The 19,030-nt window shown below is 59.6% G+C and carries 16 protein-coding genes and 1 pseudogene; 11 read left to right on the top strand and 6 right to left on the bottom strand.

Annotated elements, in window-relative coordinates:
* Positions 1–112: 112 nt before the first annotated feature.
* From KGB27_RS13870 to KGB27_RS13895, 6 genes are all read left to right on the top strand, one after another.
* Positions 113–1,039, top strand: coding sequence for a carbohydrate ABC transporter permease (locus tag KGB27_RS13870; RefSeq protein WP_411736703.1), 927 nt, complete (start codon positions 113–115; stop codon positions 1,037–1,039).
* 10 nt (positions 1,040–1,049) lie between these two features.
* On the top strand, positions 1,050–1,880 hold the full coding sequence (locus tag KGB27_RS13875) for a carbohydrate ABC transporter permease (RefSeq protein ID WP_008026557.1): 831 nt from the start codon (positions 1,050–1,052) through the stop codon (positions 1,878–1,880).
* Positions 1,881–2,054: 174 nt separating this feature from the next.
* Positions 2,055–3,158, top strand: coding sequence for an ABC transporter ATP-binding protein (locus tag KGB27_RS13880; protein WP_223434339.1), 1,104 nt, complete (start codon positions 2,055–2,057; stop codon positions 3,156–3,158).
* A gap of 16 nt (positions 3,159–3,174) precedes the next feature.
* Positions 3,175–4,647, top strand: a complete 1,473-nt coding sequence (locus KGB27_RS13885) for a mannitol dehydrogenase family protein (RefSeq protein ID WP_223554962.1) — start codon at positions 3,175–3,177, stop codon at positions 4,645–4,647.
* A 159-nt stretch (positions 4,648–4,806) separates the two neighbouring features.
* Positions 4,807–6,303, top strand: coding sequence for a xylulokinase (gene xylB / locus KGB27_RS13890; protein WP_223554964.1), 1,497 nt, complete (start codon positions 4,807–4,809; stop codon positions 6,301–6,303).
* Between the two features lie 13 nt (positions 6,304–6,316).
* Positions 6,317–7,261 carry a carbohydrate kinase family protein gene (locus KGB27_RS13895; protein ID WP_223554966.1) on the top strand — a complete coding sequence of 315 codons (945 nt, stop codon included), beginning with the start codon at positions 6,317–6,319 and terminating at the stop codon, positions 7,259–7,261.
* A gap of 115 nt (positions 7,262–7,376) precedes the next feature.
* Here KGB27_RS13895 and KGB27_RS13900 read toward each other — a convergent pair whose 3' ends face one another.
* A complete protein-coding gene (locus tag KGB27_RS13900) occupies positions 7,377–8,678 on the bottom strand; it encodes an OprD family porin (protein WP_223554968.1) in 1,302 nt (433 codons plus the stop codon).
* Positions 8,679–9,050: 372 nt separating this feature from the next.
* Between KGB27_RS13900 and KGB27_RS13905 the strand changes: the two genes are divergently transcribed.
* Entirely contained in the window at positions 9,051–11,027 is a 1,977-nt protein-coding gene (locus KGB27_RS13905; RefSeq protein ID WP_223451586.1) for a type VI secretion system tip protein VgrG, read from the top strand.
* A gap of 94 nt (positions 11,028–11,121) precedes the next feature.
* Here KGB27_RS13905 and KGB27_RS13910 read toward each other — a convergent pair whose 3' ends face one another.
* Positions 11,122–11,418, bottom strand: a complete 297-nt coding sequence (locus KGB27_RS13910; protein WP_223554970.1) for a hypothetical protein — start codon at positions 11,416–11,418, stop codon at positions 11,122–11,124.
* A 520-nt stretch (positions 11,419–11,938) separates the two neighbouring features.
* Here KGB27_RS13910 and KGB27_RS13915 point away from each other — a divergent pair.
* Complete coding sequence (locus tag KGB27_RS13915; protein ID WP_008026577.1) at positions 11,939–12,205, top strand: DUF2790 domain-containing protein; 267 nt, start codon at positions 11,939–11,941, stop codon at positions 12,203–12,205.
* A 130-nt stretch (positions 12,206–12,335) separates the two neighbouring features.
* On the opposite strand, the gene KGB27_RS13920 is transcribed toward KGB27_RS13915, so the two are convergent.
* Positions 12,336–12,605: a DUF1652 domain-containing protein gene (locus KGB27_RS13920; protein WP_223554972.1), complete on the bottom strand. Its 270-nt coding sequence runs from the start codon at positions 12,603–12,605 to the stop codon at positions 12,336–12,338.
* 304 nt (positions 12,606–12,909) lie between these two features.
* Between KGB27_RS13920 and eco the strand changes: the two genes are divergently transcribed.
* Positions 12,910–13,392 carry a serine protease inhibitor ecotin gene (eco, locus tag KGB27_RS13925; protein ID WP_223554974.1) on the top strand — a complete coding sequence of 161 codons (483 nt, stop codon included), beginning with the start codon at positions 12,910–12,912 and terminating at the stop codon, positions 13,390–13,392.
* A 171-nt stretch (positions 13,393–13,563) separates the two neighbouring features.
* On the opposite strand, the pseudogene ilvA reads toward eco, so the two are convergent.
* Positions 13,564–14,565, bottom strand: a pseudogene (ilvA, locus tag KGB27_RS13930) (threonine ammonia-lyase, biosynthetic); the annotation flags it as partial.
* Between the two features lie 247 nt (positions 14,566–14,812).
* Here ilvA and KGB27_RS13935 point away from each other — a divergent pair.
* Positions 14,813–15,148, top strand: a complete 336-nt coding sequence (locus tag KGB27_RS13935; protein ID WP_223554977.1) for a DUF2834 domain-containing protein — start codon at positions 14,813–14,815, stop codon at positions 15,146–15,148.
* A 114-nt stretch (positions 15,149–15,262) separates the two neighbouring features.
* On the opposite strand, the gene KGB27_RS13940 is transcribed toward KGB27_RS13935, so the two are convergent.
* Together KGB27_RS13940 and KGB27_RS13945 are read right to left on the bottom strand one after the other, a co-directional pair.
* On the bottom strand, positions 15,263–16,186 hold the full coding sequence (locus KGB27_RS13940) for a magnesium transporter CorA family protein (protein WP_008044231.1): 924 nt from the start codon (positions 16,184–16,186) through the stop codon (positions 15,263–15,265).
* Between the two features lie 7 nt (positions 16,187–16,193).
* Complete coding sequence (locus KGB27_RS13945) at positions 16,194–17,768, bottom strand: RimK family protein (protein ID WP_223434350.1); 1,575 nt, start codon at positions 17,766–17,768, stop codon at positions 16,194–16,196.
* Positions 17,769–17,860: 92 nt separating this feature from the next.
* Between KGB27_RS13945 and rimI the strand changes: the two genes are divergently transcribed.
* Positions 17,861–18,961: a ribosomal protein S18-alanine N-acetyltransferase gene (gene rimI, locus KGB27_RS13950; protein WP_223434351.1), complete on the top strand. Its 1,101-nt coding sequence runs from the start codon at positions 17,861–17,863 to the stop codon at positions 18,959–18,961.
* Positions 18,962–19,030 lie beyond the last annotated feature (69 nt).

Below are 19,030 nucleotides of genomic sequence, written 5' to 3' on the forward strand. Positions count from 1 at the left end.
GCGAAAGCGTCGGTACATCCGACAAATATCTTTCGCCAGAACCATCGCTTTCGCGGGCAAGCCTCGCTCCTACAGTTGATCTTCATTTGTCTGTTCTTAACGGTTTAACGCCATGAATATTTCAACTGCCAAAGCTCACATGGACATTCCCCAGCCGGTGCGTAAAAGCCGGTTGGCCAACCCCGGCTGGTTTCTGGTCAGCCCCTCGGTGGCCTTGCTGCTGCTGTGGATGATCGTGCCGCTGGGCATGACTGTTTACTTCTCGATGATCCGCTACAACCTGCTCAACCCGGGCGAGAACGAGTTCGTGGGGCTTGAGAACTTCACCTACTTCCTGACCGACTCCGGGTTCATGCCCGGTGCCACCAACACCTTGTTGCTGGTGGGCAGCGTATTGCTGATCAGTGTGGTGCTCGGGGTGTTGATCAGTGCGTTGCTGGAGGCCAGTGATTTTCTCGGTCGCAGCGTCGTGCGGGTGATGCTGATCTCGCCGTTTTTCATCATGCCCACCGTCGGTGCGCTGATCTGGAAGAATCTGATTTTCCACCCGGTGTCGGGGATTCTCGCCTACGTCTGGAAACTGTTCGGCGCGCAACCGGTGGACTGGCTGGCGCACTACCCGCTGCTGTCGATCATCATCATTGTGTCCTGGCAATGGCTGCCCTTCGCGATCCTGATCCTGATGACCGCCATGCAGTCCCTCGACCAGGAACAGAAAGAAGCCGCGCGCCTCGACGGTGCCGGGCCGATTGCGATCTTCTGGCACTTGACCCTGCCGCACCTGGCACGACCGATTGCCGTCGTGGTGATGATCGAAACGATCTTCCTGCTCTCGGTGTTCGCCGAAATCTTCACCACCACCAACGGCGGCCCCGGCTACGCCTCGACCAACCTCGCCTACCTGATCTACAACCAGGCGCTGGTGCAGTTCGACGTCGGCATGGCGTCCGCCGGCGGTTTGATTGCGGTGGTGATCGCCAACATCGCGGCCATCGTGCTGGTGCGCATGATCGGCAAAAACCTGACAGACAAAGCCTGAGGCCCGCGCCATGACCCTTCAACAATCCCGTCGTCTGCAAAGTGTGCTGCTCGGCACGCTGGCCTGGGCCATCGCGATCCTGATCTTCTTCCCGATTTTCTGGATGGTGCTGACCAGTTTCAAAACCGAAATCGACGCGTTCGCCACGCCGCCGCAATTCATCTTCACACCGACGCTGGAGAACTACCTGCACATCAACGAGCGCAGCGATTACTTCAGTTTTGCCTGGAACTCGGTGGTGATTTCCTTCAGCGCCACGGCGTTGTGCCTGCTGATCGCGGTGCCGGCGGCCTACTCGATGGCGTTCTACGAAACCCAGCGCACCAAAGGCACGCTGCTGTGGATGCTCTCGACCAAGATGCTGCCGCCGGTGGGCGTGCTGATGCCGATCTACCTGCTGGCCAAGAGCTTTGGCCTGCTCGACACGCGCATCGCGCTGATCGTGATCTACACGCTGATCAACCTGCCCATCGTGGTCTGGATGATTTACACCTACTTCAAGGACATCCCCAAAGACATCCTCGAAGCCGCGCGCCTGGACGGCGCCACGCTGTGGCAGGAAATGGTCCGCGTGTTGTTGCCGATCGCCAAGGGTGGCCTGGCTTCCACAGTGCTGCTGTCGCTGATCCTGTGCTGGAACGAAGCCTTCTGGTCGCTGAACCTGACCTCGTCGAAAGCCGCGCCACTGACCGCGCTGATCGCTTCGTACTCAAGCCCCGAAGGGTTGTTCTGGGCCAAGTTGTCGGCGGTGTCGACCCTGGCCTGCGCGCCGATCCTGATCTTCGGCTGGATCAGCCAGAAACAACTGGTCCGCGGCCTGTCGTTTGGCGCGGTGAAATGAAACGACGCCTGATACGAATTTCCGGCCTGACACGATCCCCTGTAGGAGCCAGCTTGCTGGCGATGACGGCCTCAAGAGCGATGCAAAATTTCAGGGCCTCATCGCCGGCAAGCCGGCTCCTACAAAAAAGCCCGTTCGGTTCAACTGAATAAAAACAAGCGGAGGCCCATCACCATGGCCAACCTGAAAATCAAGAATCTGCAAAAAGGCTTCGAAGGCTTTTCCATCATCAAAGGCATCGACCTGGAAGTGAACGACAAGGAATTCGTGGTCTTCGTCGGCCCGTCCGGCTGCGGCAAGTCCACCCTGCTGCGCCTGATCGCAGGCCTGGAAGAAGTCAGCGGCGGCAGCATCGAACTCGACGGCCGCGACATTACCGAAGTCAGCCCGGCCAAGCGTGACCTGGCAATGGTGTTCCAGACCTACGCCCTGTACCCGCACATGAGCGTGCGCAAAAACATGTCGTTTGCCCTCGATCTGGCCGGCGTACCGAAAGCCGAAGTCGAGAAGAAAGTCGGCGAAGCGGCGCGCATCCTTGAGCTCGGGCCGATGCTGGAACGCAAACCGAAGCAACTGTCGGGCGGCCAGCGTCAACGCGTGGCCATCGGCCGTGCCATCGTGCGCAACCCGAAAATCTTCCTGTTCGACGAACCGCTGTCCAACCTCGACGCGGCGCTGCGCGTACAGATGCGCCTGGAACTGTTGCGCCTGCACAAGGAACTGCAAGCCACGATGATCTACGTGACCCACGACCAGGTGGAAGCCATGACCATGGCCGACAAAGTCGTCGTGCTCAATGGCGGCAAGATCGAACAGGTCGGCTCACCGCTGGACCTGTATCACCAGCCCGCCAACCTGTTTGTCGCAGGCTTTCTCGGCACACCGAAGATGGGCTTCCTCAAAGGCAAAGTCACCCGTGTCGACAGCCAAAGCTGCGAAGTGGCGCTCGATGCCGGTACCCGCATCACGTTGCCGCTGAGCGGCGCCAGCCTGAGCGTCGGTGGCGCGGTGACGCTGGGCATTCGCCCGGAACATCTGGAACTGGCAAAAACCGGCGACTGCACCTTGCAGGTCACCGCCGACGTCAGCGAACGACTGGGCAGCGACACCTTCTGTCACGTCCGGACCTCCTCCGGTGAAGCGCTGACCATGCGGGTTCGCGGCGATCTGGCCAGCCGTTATGGCGAGGCGCTGAGCCTGCACCTGGACGCCGAACACTGCCATTTATTCGATGCCGACGGCGTGGCGCTGACCCGCCCGTTGCGCGCAGCGGCCTGATTTCAGAGAGCCTGTGATGAAACTGAATAAACAGAACCTGCACCGCCTCGCCCCCGAAGTGGTCCTGCCCGCCTACGCCCTGAGCGACGCCCGCCAAGGCATCGCGCACATTGGCGTCGGCGGCTTCCACCGCGCCCATCAGGCGTATTACACCGACGCCTTGATGAACACTGGCGAAGGCCTAGACTGGGCGATTTGCGGCGTCGGCCTGCGCGCCGAAGACCGCCGCGCGCGGGACGACCTGAAGGAGCAGGATTACCTGTTCACCCTGTTCGAACTCGGCGACACCGATGACACCGAAGTCCGGGTCATCGGCGCGATCCGCGACATGCTGCTGGCCGAGGACGGCGCGCAAGCGTTGATCGACAAACTGTCGAGTCCCGAGATCCGCATCGTCTCGCTGACCATCACCGAGGGCGGTTACTGCATCGACGACAGCAACGGCGAATTCATGTCGCACCTGCCGCAGATCCAGCACGACCTCGCGCACCCGGACTCGCCGAAAACCGTGTTCGGTTTTCTATGCGCCGCGCTGGCCAAACGCCGCGCTGCGGGCACGCCGGCGTTCACCTTGATGTCCTGCGATAACCTGCCGCACAACGGCGCGGTCACCCGCAAAGCGCTGCTGGCCTTCGCCGCGCTGCGCGATGCAGACCTGCACGACTGGATCGCCGAAAACGTCAGCTTCCCGAATGCGATGGTCGACCGCATCACGCCGATGACCAGCACCGAACATCGCCTGCAACTGGCCGACAAACACGCGGTCGACGATGCCTGGCCGGTGGTCTGCGAACCGTTTGTGCAGTGGGTACTGGAGGACAAGTTCGTCAACGGTCGCCCGGCCTGGGAAAAGGTCGGCGTACAGTTCACCGACGACGTCACGCCGTACGAAGAGATGAAAATCAAACTGCTCAACGGCAGTCACCTGGCGCTGACATACCTGGGGTTTTTGAAGGGTTACCGCTTCGTTCACGAGACCATGAACGATCCGCTGTTCGTGCGTTACATGCGCGCCTACATGGACCTGGACGTGACGCCGCAACTGTCGCCCGTGCCGGGGATTGATCTGACTGATTACAAGAACACCCTGGTGGAACGCTTTTCCAATCAGGCGATTGCCGATCAGCTGGAGCGTGTGTGCTCGGACGGTTCGTCGAAGTTTCCCAAGTTCACCATTCCGACCATCAACCGCTTGATTGCCGATGGCCGGGAGACCAAGCGTGCGGCACTGGTGGTGGCGGCATGGGCGTTGTATTTGAAGGGTGTGGACGAGAATGGTGATACCTACGCCATTCCGGATCCTCGGGCGGCGTTTTGTCAGGCGCAGGTGGCCGATGATGCGTTGATGACCCAGCGACTTCTGGGGGTGGAGGAGATTTTTGGTACGGCGATTGCGCATTCGCCGGAGTTTGTCGCGGCGTTTGAGTGGTGTTGCAACAGTTTGCGCGAAGTTGGGGTTTCGCGGACGTTGGAGCGGGTGTTGGCGTAAAAGCGGCGGTGACATCACCGCCGTCATCGCGAGCAGGCTCGCTCCCACATTGGATCGGTGTCATACACAAAATCCGCGTCCACTAAATTCCCCCTGTAGGAGCGAGGCTTGCCCGCGAATGGCTTCACCGAGATCGACCTGACACACCAAGGATTTACCATGCCAAACCAACAACTATTCCTCGGCATCGACTGCGGCACCCAAGGCACCAAAGCCATCATCCTCGATGCCGCAAGCGGTCAGGTCCTCGGCCAAGGCGCCGCCGCACACACGTTGATCAGCGGCGCCAATGGCCGTCGCGAGCAGGACACATCGCAATGGCTGGAAGCATTCACTTCAGCCACGCGTCGTGCGCTGATCGCGGCAAACGTCGACGGCCAGGACATCCTCGGCATCGGCGTTTCCGGTCAGCAACACGGCCTGGTCCTGCTCGACGATCAAGGCCAGGTACTGCGCCCCGCCAAGCTCTGGTGTGACACCGAATCCACTCCGGAGAACGACCGTCTACTGGCGCACATTGGCGGTGAAAAAGGCTCGCTCGAACGCCTCGGCGTGGTCATCGCACCGGGCTACACCGTTTCAAAACTGCTCTGGACCAAAGAACAGCACCCGGAGGTTTTTTCCCGGATCGCGCGCATCCTGCTGCCCCACGACTACCTCAACTACTGGCTGACCGGCCGCAGTTGCAGCGAGTACGGCGATGCCTCGGGCACCGGTTATTTCAACGTGCGCACCCGCCAGTGGGACTTGCAGCTGCTGCGCGACATTGATCCCAGCGGTCGCTTGCAAGCGGCGCTGCCGGAGCTGATCGACGCCCATCAAGCGGTGGGCACGATCCTGCCGGGCATCGCCGAGCACCTGGGCATCAACCCCAAGGCGCTGGTGTCCAGCGGCGGTGGCGACAACATGATGGGCGCTATCGGCACCGGCAACATCCGGCCCGGCGCGATCACCATGAGCCTCGGTTCCTCGGGCACGGTGTACGCCTATGCCGATCAACCGACCGTCAGCGCTGACGCGTCGGTCGCGACGTTCTGTTCCTCCAGCGGTGGCTGGTTGCCGCTGATCTGCACCATGAACCTGACCAATGCCACCGGGGTGATTCGCGACCTGTTCGAGCTGGATATCGAGCAGTTCAACGCCCTCGTCGCGCAAGCACCAATCGGCGCCGAAGGTGTGAGCATGCTGCCGTTTCTCAACGGCGAGCGCGTCCCCGCCCTGCCCCACGCCACCGGCAGCTTGCTGGGCTTGACCATGACCAACCTGACGCAAGCCAATTTGTGCCGCGCCGTGGTCGAAGGCACGACCTTCGGTTTGCGTTATGGGCTGGACCTGCTGCGCCACAATGGCTTACAAAGCCGCACCATCTGCCTGATCGGCGGCGGCTCGAAAAGCCCGGTGTGGCGCCAGATTGTCGCCGACATCATGAACACCAAGGTGATCTGCACCGAACAAAGCGAAGCCGCCGCCCTCGGCGCGGCAATTCAGGCGGCATGGTGCAAATCCTGGGCAAACGGCCACGAAGACAGCCTCGCGGACTTGTGCGAGCGCTGCGTGAAGCTCGATCCGGCCAGCGAAACCCTGCCGATTGCAGAAAATGTAACGGCCTGTCAGCAGGCCTATGAACGCTATCAACAGCATGTCGCAACCCTTTAAAGAGTGAACAACTATGTATCTGGTGTGTGGCGAAGCGCTGTTCGATTTCTTCAGTGAAGACGACGCCAGCGGCCTGGCTTCAAAAGTGAATTTCAAGGCGATTGCCGGCGGCTCACCCTTCAACGTGGCGGTCGGGTTGCGCCGCTTGGGTGTGGACTCGGCGCTGTTTGCCGGGTTGTCGACCGACTACCTGGGCCGGCGCTTGCAACAAGTGCTGCAGGATGAAGGCGTACGCCCGGATTACCTGGTGGATTTCGCCGCACCGACCACCCTGGCAATGGTCGCGGTCGGTGCCAATGGTTCACCGCAGTACAGCTTTCGGGGCGAAGGTTGCGCGGATCGGCAGTTGAAACCGGAGCATTTGCCGGAACTGGGGCCAGAGGTGCGCGGCTTGCACATTGGCTCGTTCTCGCTGGTGGTGCAGCCGATTGCCGACACGCTGCTGGCCCTGGTGCAGCGGGAAAGTGGCAAGCGTCTGATCAGCCTTGATCCGAACGTGCGGCTCAATCCTGAACCGAACATCGAGCTTTGGCGTTCGCGGGTTGCGACGCTGGTTGAGCTGGCCGACCTGATCAAAGTCAGCGATGAGGACCTGAGCCTGTTGTATCCCGGGCAGGATCCGCAGCAAGTGATTGAAGGCTGGTTGCAGCATCGCTGTCAGGTGGTGTTCCTGACCCGTGGCGGCGAAGGGGCGACAGTGTTTTGCCGCAATCACGGTTCGTGGTCGGTGCCGGCCTGTCCGGTGAAGATTGCCGACACCGTTGGGGCTGGCGATACGTTCCAGGCGGCGTTGATTACCTGGCTGACCGAGCAGCAGCTGGATTCGGTCGAGGGCGTTCAATCGCTGGCGCGCGAGCAGATCGACGGGATGTTGAAGTTTGCGGTGCGGGCAGCGGCGTTGACGTGCAGCAAGACCGGGCCGGATTTGCCGTATCGGCAGCAGTTGGATCTTGGCTGAATGTGAGGGCCTCTTCGCGGGCAAGCCTCGCTCCTACAAGGTAGGCGTCGCGCCATAGAACCTGTAGGAGCGAGCGATGCGGCGACCCGACTTGCCCGCGAAGGCGGCCTCCCTGTCACAACACCGAAAAGTTGTAGCTGATGATCAACCGCGTCTCATCCACATCCCGCGCAAACTTCTCGTAGTTGGTCCGGTATGTCGCGTTACGCAGCCGCAGGCTGACATCCTTGAACGTCCCGCTTTGCACCACGTACTTGAGCTCGCTGTCGCGCTCCCACTCCTTGCCTTCCTGATCGCTGCCAAGCACCTTGATGTGGTCGCCGTTCACATAACGGGTCAGGAAACTCAGGCCGTTGATGCCGATCGACTTGAAGTCATAGTCATAACGCAGTTGCCACGAACGCTCCTGCGCGGCGGCGAAGTCATTGACCTGCACGTAGTTCACCAGGTACGGATTGGTGCCATCCAGGTACGGCATCGAGTTGTCGCCGTTCATGCGCTGCCAACCGGCGCTGAAGGTGTGGCCGCTGATGGCGTACGCGAGCATGCCGCTCAGTGCGCGGTTGTCGATGGAGCCGGCACGCTCGGCGCCGCTGTCGGCACTCTTGAGCACGCGCAGATCAGCCTTGAGCACGCCCTCACCCAGCGGCTGACTGGCCAGCAAACCCACGAAGTGCTGGCGATAGATGTCTTCCAGCTCGGCGTAGTGATACTGCGCAGTCAGGCGCTCATTGATCTTGTAGTCGAAGCCATACATGTCGAAGTGATCGGCGGTGACGTTGCAGGCGTAGCGCTTGTTCTTGCAGTGCACGCGGATGTCCTGGGCGTCGGTCGAGTCCCGGGCGGTGTACTGGTCCAGGCGCGCGGCCATGAACGTCAGGTCCTTGATCTCTTTAGAAGTGAGCTGCGCGCCGTTGAACATCGTCGGCAGCAAACGCCCGTCGTTGTACTTGAGCAGCGGCACGTCCGGCAGCAGCGCGCCGTACTTCAATACGCTGTCGGAGACGCGCACTTTGGCGGTCAGGCCGAGTTTGGCGTACTGGTCTTTCGAGCCACGCGGGTTTTCACCCGACGATGGCAGCAAGCCGCTGTTGCTGCTGTCGGCGCTGGAATCGAGTTTAAACCCGAGCATGCCCAGCGCATCGATACCGAAGCCGACGGTGCCTTCGGTGTACCCCGATTGCAGGTTAAGAATGAAGCCCTGCGCCGACTCTTCGCGCTTGGACGCGCCCTGTTCGGTGGACGTATGACCATCACGAAAATCACGGTTGAAATACACCGTGCGCGATTCGATCTTCGCCGTGGTGTCATCGAGAAAACCGCTCGCCTGAGCCTGGACGATAAAACCGGCGCACAGGACTAAAGCGCCGAAGCCGAGTGACTGGCGCGCGGTGATGAGTTGAAAAGGGGGACGCATGAAAAAGCTCCAACAGTGCAGCGTTTGCGCAAGACGCAATAAGCCAGAAAATAGCTTCGCCCCGGACCAGGAACTGGCCAGGATGAAGGTGACACACGGGGGTGAGCGGCAATGATGGCAGAAGGCTTTTACCGGCTACAGACGACTTTAGTCGGAAAATGACTCCCTGTTCTGGCACGGCGCTGACCAGCGGGGGGCAATTGATCGATGAGCCCGCAGGCGAAGAGCCCCCGTGTTTATTGGTCGAAACCGTGCCATTAGGGGTTTTCCCGATGCAGGGGCACGCCCTCATCTACGGCATTTGCGCCTTGAACGAGGCGGTTTAATCCTGCACCATCCGCTCCTGCTTATCCAAAGGACGGAATTCAAGGCATGCTGGACGCAAACGCAATCCATATTTCCCTCACGCTGGAAGGCGTTTCCGCTGACCTTCAGGTACTCAGTTTCGTCGGTCGCGAAGCCCTCAATCAGCCCTTCTGTTTTGACATCGAACTGGTCAGCGCGCGCCCCGACCTGAAACTCGAAGAATTGCTGCACAAGCCCGGCTGCCTGACCTTCGGCGCCACCGGCGAAGGCATCATTCACGGCCTGGTCTATCGCATCGAGCAAGGCGACTCCGGCAAAAGCCTGACCCGCTACAGCATCAGCCTGGTGCCGCAACTGGCCTACCTGCGCCACAACCATGACCAGCAGATTTTCCAGCATTTGACGGTGCCGAAGATCATCGCCCAGGTCCTTGAGGCCCGTGGCATTCTGGCCGATGCCTATGACTTCCAGCTCGGCGCGATCTATCCGGAGCGCGTCTACTGCGTGCAGTACGACGAATCCGACCTGCATTTCATCCAGCGCCTGTGCGAAGAAGAAGGCATTCACTTCCACTTCCAGCACAGCAGCAGCGGCCACAAACTGGTGTTCGGCGACGACCAGACGGTGTTCCGCAAACTGGCGCCCGTGGCCTATCAGCAAGACTCGGGCATGGCCGCCGAGAAACCGGTGATCAAGCGCTTCAACCTGCGCCTGGAAACCCGCACCAGCCGCGTCAGCCGTCGCGATTACGACTTCGAAAAACCGCGCATCCTGCCTGAAGGCGCCGCTTCCAGTGCGTTCGCTCCGGACCTGGAAGACTACGACTACCCCGGCCGTTTCACCGACCGTGCCCGTGGCAAGCAACTGGCAACCCGCGCCCTCGAACGCCACCGCAGCGACTACAAACTCGCGGAAGGCAAAGGCGACCAGCCAACGCTGGTCAGCGGTCACTTCATGGCCCTGAGCGAACACCCGCGCGCCGAATGGAACGACCTCTGGCTACTGCTGGAAGTGGTCCACGAAGGCAAACAACCGCAAGTGCTCGGCGCAAACGTCACCAGCGACGTCACCCACAACAAAGACGATTTCCACCAGGGCTACCGCAACCGCTTCCTCGCCACGCCGTGGGACGCGCACTACCGCCCTGCCCTCGAACACCCGAAACCGCAAGTCCTCGGCAGCCAGACCGCCATCGTCACCGGCCCGCCCGGCTCGGAAATCCACTGCGACGAGTACGGCCGCGTCAAAGTGCAATTCCACTGGGACCGCGACGGCCAGGCCAACGACAACACCAGTTGCTGGCTGCGCGTCGCCACCGGCTGGGCCGGCAGCGCCTACGGCGGCATCGCCATCCCGCGTGTCGGCATGGAAGTGCTCGTCACCTTCCTTGAAGGCGACCCCGACCAACCGCTGGTCACCGGCTGCCTGTACCACAAGGAAAACGTCGTCCCCTACGACCTGCCGGCCAACAAAACCCGCAGCACCTTCAAGACCCTCAGCTCACCGGGCGGCAAGGGCTACAACGAATTTCGCATCGAAGACAAAAAAGGCGCGGAACAGATCTACCTGCATGCCCAGCGCGACTGGGACGAAAACATCGAACACGACCAGAAAATCCGCATCGGCAACGAGCGGCATGACACGGTTGAGGCGAAGGTGTTCAGCGAGTTCAAGGTGGAAGAGCACCGGATTACGCATCTGGACCGCAAGACTGAAGCGCGGGCGGATGATCACCTTACGGTGGGTGTAACCCAGCACGTGAAGGTCGGGACGGCGCAGTTTGTTGAGGCGGGTGAAGAGATTCACTACCACGCGGGGAACAAGGTCGTGGTTGAAGGCGGGATGGAACTGACGGCGAAGGCTGGCGGGAGTTTCGTCAAGGTCGATGCGGGGGGTGTGACGATTAGTGGGGCTGAGGTGAAGGCCAACTCGGGCGGTGCGCCGGGTGCGGGCACCGGGATTGCTCAGTTGCCGCCGGTGGTGCCGACGCCTGCCGATCAGGATCGTGCGGGGAATGTGGTGCAGGCGAAGACGGTTCACTGACAACTTGAAAGCCGCAACAAGTCATTCAAGTTGCGTCGCCCCCATAAAAAATCCAGCGTCTACGGGCGCTGGATTTGTCAGTACAGATCAAACGTCAGGCTGGTGCCTTCCAGCCCAGCATCCGTTGCTGCGCAACCTTGAGTAAATCGCAACCGTCCTGCGTCAGCAGGTAAAGGGCATGCGTGATGTGGGGGATGTCCTGGACGTCGCCGTCCTTGAAACATTGGAGGTGGAGTGTCTCAAGCAGCTCGCTGGAGGCGCGGATGCGCTGGAGGGCGGCTTCGAGGATGTCTTGGGGGTTGGCTTCGGTGTCGATGACCAGAGGAGATGTTTCGGTGACGCTGCTTTTGATTGAACGGTGACGTTCGGGGAATGGATTTAACGTATGCATAGTAATTACTCGAGTATTAATTAGTAATCGCCAGCACCGTGACCAAACGATGGAGGCGGCTGTGTACAGGCTTGGTCAACCGGTAACACTCAAACGGCTCGCCCGAAGGCGTCCTGCACACAGCCACCATTGCAACGCACTACAAGACGCAGAAGTCCGCGGCGCGAATGATCGCACATCTATGCACAAGTGTTATCAGGTGACCAAACCTGTTCGCTGATTTTGCAGCGAGCCCAAACAGTAATCGCTATGCCCCATCAGCCGAAAGTCGACAAAGCATCCATCCTTGTAGGACGAAGCCGAAGCTACCGAAGATTTTCACCCCAACGAAACGCCTGACAGAAACGCCTGACAGAAACGCCCCTCACGACAGACGGCATTCAGCCGGGTTAACCATTGCTTAACCCTGCGGTCCAAAACTTTACTGGACCGCACGCCCTCAGGTTCCTCTGACGCCCAGTGCGGCAGGTTCGACGTTCACTACGTCGAACTCTCGTTCCGTCCGCACCGGAGATTGCTCATGAATACGCGCATTTTGCTGGTTACCGCTGCCCTCGCCTGCACCGGGTTTGCCGGGCTTGCCCAGGCCGACGACACCACTTCCTCTCAAGCCGTGCCCTACGAATACGGGATGCCGCTGCACGTGGCCAAGGTGGTTGCGCTGACCGAACCTACGACGCTGGACTGCAAAGTCATTACGGCTGAGATGAAGTACATCGATACGTCGGGAAAACCCGCAGAGATCTCGTATCGCAAATGGTCGGATGCGTGCAGTTATCAGAATTGATAACGCGACACTCATGCTTTTCTGTAGGAGCGAGCTTGCTCGCGAAAAACGTTCGGATAACGCGTTTATTCAGAAAACACGCGTTATCGTTTACGTCCATCGCGAGCAAGCTTGCTCCTACAGGATTGGCTTATAGCGCTTGCCGGTCGGGGTGCAGCGTCTGGAGTTCTGCCCGATGCTGGATTTCGGTGCGCAGCCCGGCAATCAGGTCATTGATTTCCCGGCAGCCATTGAGTGTGCTGGCGTCTATGCCAGTGACCAATAGATCTACTTGATCGGTTTGACCGTCGGCATACACCTTGATGCTCATCGACAGGTCGGGCGTCAGCGTGCATTGACAACGTTTCGGCAGAAAACTGCTTTCGATGATGTTGCGAAGTTCCAAGGCAGAAAGAAACATGGCGACCCTCTCCTTATGTGAGATTGCCAATCAGCTATCAATGCCGACTCAACTCATTCGCGGCCAGCTTCAGGACCAGATGAAGCATAAAACATGCCCCGGATTTCGCCGTGCAGCTCATCGGTAATTCAAAGGTTTAATGTGTCTTCAAGTAAATGGACTCATGCAGTCTGCATGAACGCAGGTTCTCGCCCCTGCAAATTGCAACCTGATGAGTCCGGGTTTGCATTGGCCGCCCATGGCGGTAAAACTGCGGCCAGTTCAGTCAGTATCTGCTGACCCTACTCACACGCAAGGAGGCATCATGGGTTCATTGACCCGTTTCACTACCGTCGGGCTGATTGTTGCCGGACTATCGACCGTTGTTCACGCGGCGAAACTCGAAGACGTTGCACCGTTTCCCAAAGCCGAAAGAGGTTTCACCCGCCAGGTGATTCACCTCGCCCCACAGAGCCAGGAAGACCGCTACCAGGTCGAGATTCTCGCCGGCAAGACCTTGACTGTTGACTGTAATCACCAAGGTCTGGGAGGCATGCTCGAGCAGAAAAACCTCGAGGGTTGGGGCTACCCGTTCTACCAGCTGGAAAGAACCATCGATCCCATGAGTACGTTGATGGCCTGCCCCGATGGCACGAGAAAAAAGGACTTTGTGCCATTCGTAGGCGACGGTTTTATGTTGCGTTACAACAGCAAACTGCCCGTCGTGCTTTACGTGCCCAAGGACGTGGAAGTCCGCTACCGGATCTGGTCGGCGTCGAGCACGGTTGAAAAAGCTGTTCAGGAATAATCCCCGCCCAAATGCAAAACCTGTAGGAGCAAGCTTGCTCGCGATAGCGGACTTTCAGCCACCAGATGTGTTGAATGTACAACCGTCATCGCGAGCAGGCTCGCTCCCACAGGGGGAACGGGTGATCGATTAGCGCCCAGCGCCCGCTCACGCTTACGCTTACGCTGGGGCGTCGCTCAATGCGGCGCGCTCTGCGACGTGGCGCAAGCTGTCGAAGTTGATGTTGGCGCCGGAGTCGATGGCCACCAGCGTCTGACCACGCACGCCAGTCTGCGCCACGTACTTTTTGATGCCCGCCACGGCCAACGCACCGGAAGGTTCGGTGATCGAGCGGGTATCGTCGTAGATGTTCTTGATCGCCGCGCAGAGTTCGTCATTGCTGACGGTCAGCACCTCATCCACGCAAAACCGGCAAACCTCGAAACCATAAGCGCCGATCTGAGCGACGGCGACGCCATCGGCGAACGTACCGACGTTGGGCAGGACAACACGCTCATCTGCCTGTAAGGCGGCGCGCAGACACGCGGAATGTTCCGACTCGACGCCAATGATGCGGATTTCAGGTCGCAGGTATTTGACGTACGCGGCGATGCCCGCGATCAGGCCGCCACCGCCCACCGGCACGAAGATCGCGTCGAGCGCTCCTTGGTGCTGACGGAGGATTTCCATGGCGACGGTGCCCTGCCCCGCGATCACGTCCGGGTCGTCGAAGGGCGAAACGAAGGGGCGGCCGGTTTGTTCTGCCAGGTTCAAGGCGTACGCCAGGGCAAACGGAAAACTCTCCCCGTGCAGCACGGCATCGGCACCGCGGCTGCGCACTCCAAGCACCTTCAATTCCGGTGTGGTGGCGGGCATGACGATGGTCGCGGCAATCCCCAATTCACGCGCCGCCAGCGCCACGCCCTGGGCATGGTTGCCTGCCGAGGCGGTGATCACACCGCGCGCCTTCTGCTCATCGCTGAGCTGTACCAACTTGTTGTAGGCGCCACGGATCTTGAAGGAAAAAGTCGGCTGCAAGTCTTCGCGTTTCAACAGGATCTGATTGCCGAGGACTTCGGACAGCGCCGGCGCTACTTGCAACGGCGTGCGTACCGCCAGTTCGTACACCGGCGCGGCGAGGATCTTTTTGACGTAATGCTCAAGCAAGCTCTGCTGGGCGGGTGTGCTGTTCATGGTCGTCTCCTGACGTTGATCAGAACCCAAGAGACAGAAAGTAAAAACCCGCCTCTAGGGCGGGTTGGGTGCTGCAGTCGTGAGCTAGCCCGCCAAATAAGGAATGGCGGTAATAATGCTTGGCTGGCAGCGCAATACGGTGGAAGTCATGGCTGGAAATTAGCCGGGCATGACAGGCAAGTCAATGGCCAAATTTTCCCGGCCTGTGTAGGCTCGCTGTTCTGCTCATCGTCCAAGGAAGGAAACCATGAAGTCCATCGCCCTGCCCCTGATTGCCCTGCTCGCCTTCGCTGGCTACACCGTTGCGGTGATGCTCCAGGCGGAACAATCGTTGATCGAATTTGGCATCAGCCTGATGTCACGACCTGATACGGCGCAGGTGGTGATTGATCTTTACCTGCTGGCGACGCTGGCCGGGGTGTGGATGTACAGCGATGCGCGCAAGCGTGGGCAGTCGGCATTGTCCGTCATTCCCTATCTATTGCTCACCGCGATTTTTGTATCGATTGGGCCGTTGTTGTATCTGGTGGTTCGCGGGTTGCAGGAGCGGAAGAGGTCTGTGGGTGCCGCGCAAGAAGTCTGATCCGAGGTGTTTGGTGTTATTGAGGCCGCCATCGCCGGCAAGCCGGCTCCTACAAGTTGTGCGCGCCGCTGTAGGAGCCGGCTTGCCGGCGATGGCGGCCTGACATTCACCACATCATTTGGCCAACCGCCTGAGCCCCAACACCATCACTCCAGCCCCCAGCATCATTGCCGTGAGGAACAACGGGTATGAAACCCACCACGGCGTACCCGCCGTCATCATGCTGAACTCGGACATGCCGCCGATGCTCGCAATCAGGTTCAGCGGCAGAAACACCACGTTGATCAGCGTCAGTTTGCGCAGCAGGTTGTTCATGCTGTTGTTCATCAGGTTGCCCCGGGCGTCGATCAGCCCGGAGAACACCGTGGAATAGATTTCCGCCTGTTTGTAGCACTGGTTGTTTTCAATGATCAGGTCGTCGATCAGGCCGATGGCCTCGGCGCCGAAGTGCTCCTTTTCCGCGTGGTTGCGCAGCCGGGTCAGGACCGCGCCGTTGCTGTGAATCGCATTGATGTAATAGATCAGGCTTTCGCTGAGGTTGAACATCTGGATCAGGTGCTGGTTCTGCATCGACGCGTTGAATTTCTGCTGCAACTCCCGCGCAACCAGCTTGATCACCTTGAGGTGACCCAGGTAGTGATGGATGTTGTTGAACAGCAGATCCAGCAGCACATCCAACGGCGTGTTCAGTTTCTGCCGGGTGCCGAGCCCATGCAGCGGCGAATCGTCGGTGGCGATCACCAGCAAACGCTGGGTAGAAAACAGCAAGCCGCAGGACGACACCTCAAAGGCCAGGCTGCCGGCGCCGGAGTAGTTCTCCGGGCGCTTCCAGATCAGGAACAGGTTGTCGGGGTGAAACTCGATGCGCGACACCTCGTCCGGGTCCAGCGCCGACGCCAGGGCGTGTTCATCGAGTTTGAAATGGCTGTGCAGCAAGTCGCGCTCGGCCGCATCGGGGTTGCTGAACAGCATCACTTCGGCGTCCAGCCGTTCGACCGCATGCAGCACGCCGTGGGTCAGTTGAAAGCTCTTGATCATCGGCCGCTCACCAGGCCTGGCCGCGGCGTTTGAGTTCCAGTCGGCGGACGAATTCTTCCAGCACCAACGAGTACAAATCGTCCTGCAGATACGCGTCTTCGATGCCGGCATCCATGTTCGGGTTGTCGTTGACCTCGATGACCACCACCTTGTCGCCGGACTGCTTGAGGTCGACGCCGTAGAGGCCGTCGCCGATGAGGTTCGCGGTTTTCACCGCCAGCTCCACCACTGCACGCGGTGCTTCGTGAACCGCCAGGGTACGGCACTCGCCGTTGATGTCCTGCCCCTTGGCCTTGTGGTTGTAGATCTGCCAATGGCCCTTGGACATGAAGTACTGGCAGGCAAAAATCGGTTTGCGGTTGAGCACGCCAATGCGCCAGTCGTACTCGGTGTAGAAAAACTCCTGAGCCAGCAACAGCACCGAGTGTTCGAACAGTTCGGCGGTCGCTTCGAGTAAGGCTTGCTGGCTTTCGACCTTGATCACGCCACGGGAGAAACAACCGTCGGGAATCTTCAACACCAGCGGAAAACCCAGGCGCTCGCCGACCCGTTCGAAATCTTCCGGTCGTTCCTTGTAGAGGATTTCGGTGGCGGGCATGCCCAATTGATGGCTGTTGAGCAGATCGGTCAGGTAGACCTTGTTGGTGCAACGCAGGATCGAGGCCGGGTCGTCCATCACCACCAACCCTTCGCTCTCGGCTTTTTTCGCGAAACGGTAGGTGTGGTTGTCGACGCTTGTAGTCTCGCGGATCAACAGCCCGTCGTACTCGGCGATGCGTGCGTAGTCCTTGCGCTCGATCAGCTCCACGTCAATGCCCAAGGTCTTGCCGACACGTACGAAGTTTTCCAGCGCCTTGGGGTTGGACGGCGGCAACGCTTCCTGCGGATCGTGCAGGATCGCCAGGTCATAACGCGCCAGGCGTCGCGACCGTGGCACACGCCAGATCTTTCGACTGAACGTGTCCAGTGAGTGGGCGAACTGATCTTCCTGATCTTCGCGCAACTTGTGTAAGGCGCCAGACTTTATCCCTTCGATGTGCCAGCCGTTAGTTCGGCGAAACTCAACTAACAATATCGGGCACGGAAACACTTCAAACAACTGCCGCGCCAAATCCTGCAACGGCTCTATATGTGTCTTGCCAAAATACAGGGTCAGGGTAAAACCTTCGGTATCACTGTAAAGGTGATGACTGAGGGCTTTTTCCAGGGTTTTATCCAGGTCATCCAGCGCGAGGCCGTACAGGGCTTTGCGCGTCAGTTCGCTGATGGTACGCACCGATGGAATAACCTTGTGCCCCCGCGCCTCTGCCAGCAGCGAGCAGTAATAACCGTGCCCCAGGTACTTGTAGCTGCGACACAGGTTGATCACCTGGACCCGTTTGCCCTGCTCGTTGTCGCGGGTCTGCTCGAGGTATTCCTGAGCCGTGACGATGTCTTCGCTGGGAAAGTAGGACGCCCAGTCTTCCTTGCGTTCGACGATGATAATCAACTGACTTGAAGTTCTAACCGTGTCATTTAAATAAGTTGCTGCCGGCAAACTTTGCTCGGATACTTCGCGCCAATGACCCTGTACCGCTGACATAGTGATTGATCCGTTGGAGAACAAGACCTTTCCTATTAAGCACGAACTTTTTCGAAAGTCCCGTTTCGTTACGCAACTTTTACGGCGGTCATATGAATCCTGTCTTTCGCTTGGCGGTAGTTGAAGACTTACCCGCGTTGCTGGCACTCGAACAGCAATGTTTCACCACGGACCGGCTCACCAGCCGCAGCTTTCAATGGATGATCACCCGCGCTCACGGACGACTGCTGGTGGCCCAGCGTGGCGAGCAATTGTTGGGCTACGCAGTGGTGTTGTTTCACCGGGGCACATCGCTGGCGCGGCTCTACTCGATTGCCATCGCCGAACAGGCTCGCGGCAGTGGGCTCGGTAAGCAATTGCTGGAACGCATCGAGGCCTGCGCCCTGGAACACGACTGCGCGTACCTGCGGCTGGAAGTGCGCATCGACAACCCCGCCGCCATCGCCCTGTATGAGCGCAACGGTTACCGGCGCTTCGCGCTGATCCATGATTATTACCAGGACCATGCCGATGCGCTGCGCCTGGAAAAACGCATCCTTCAGCACCGTGACTCGCGCAATATCAACGTGCCCTGGTACGCCCAGACCACCGATTTCACCTGCGGCCCCGCGTGCCTGTTGATGGCCATGGGCGCACTGCAAGCCGGTCGCATGCTGGAGCGCCGCGAAGAACTGCAGATCTGGCGCGAAGCGACCACCGTGTTCATGACCTCTGGCCACGGCGGGTGCAGCCCTCAAGGCCTGGCATTAGCGGCGGCGCGACGCGGGTTTCGTGTGCGCCTGCAAGTGAGCATGGCCGGGCCGTTGTTTCTCGATGGCGTGCGCGATGAGCATAAAAAAGACGTCATGCGCCTGGTGCACGAGGAGTTCATGGCTCAATTGGGAACGACCGACGTCGAACAGGTGCTCGGTGGTCCGCTGGACCTGCCACGGTTACTGAACGACGGCGGACAGCCGCTGGTGCTGATCAGCAGTTACCGGCTGACCCGCTCCAAGTCGCCGCACTGGGTGATCGTCACCGATTGCGATGAGGAATTTGTGTACCTGCACGACCCGGATGTCGACCATAGCCAGCATCGTCAGCCCATGGATTGCCAGCATTTGCCGGTCAGCCATGGGGAGTTCGAGAAGATGTGCAGTTTCGGGCGCGGCAAGTTGCGGGCGGCGGTGATTCTTTATCGCCGCTCCCTGTAGCAGTTGACGGAACCTGTGGGAGCGAGCCTGCTCGCGATGGGGCCTTACCAATCAACATAGATGTTGGCC

This window comes from Pseudomonas sp. BF-R-01 (assembly GCF_019946615.1).
GTDB lineage: Bacteria > Pseudomonadota > Gammaproteobacteria > Pseudomonadales > Pseudomonadaceae > Aquipseudomonas > Aquipseudomonas migulae.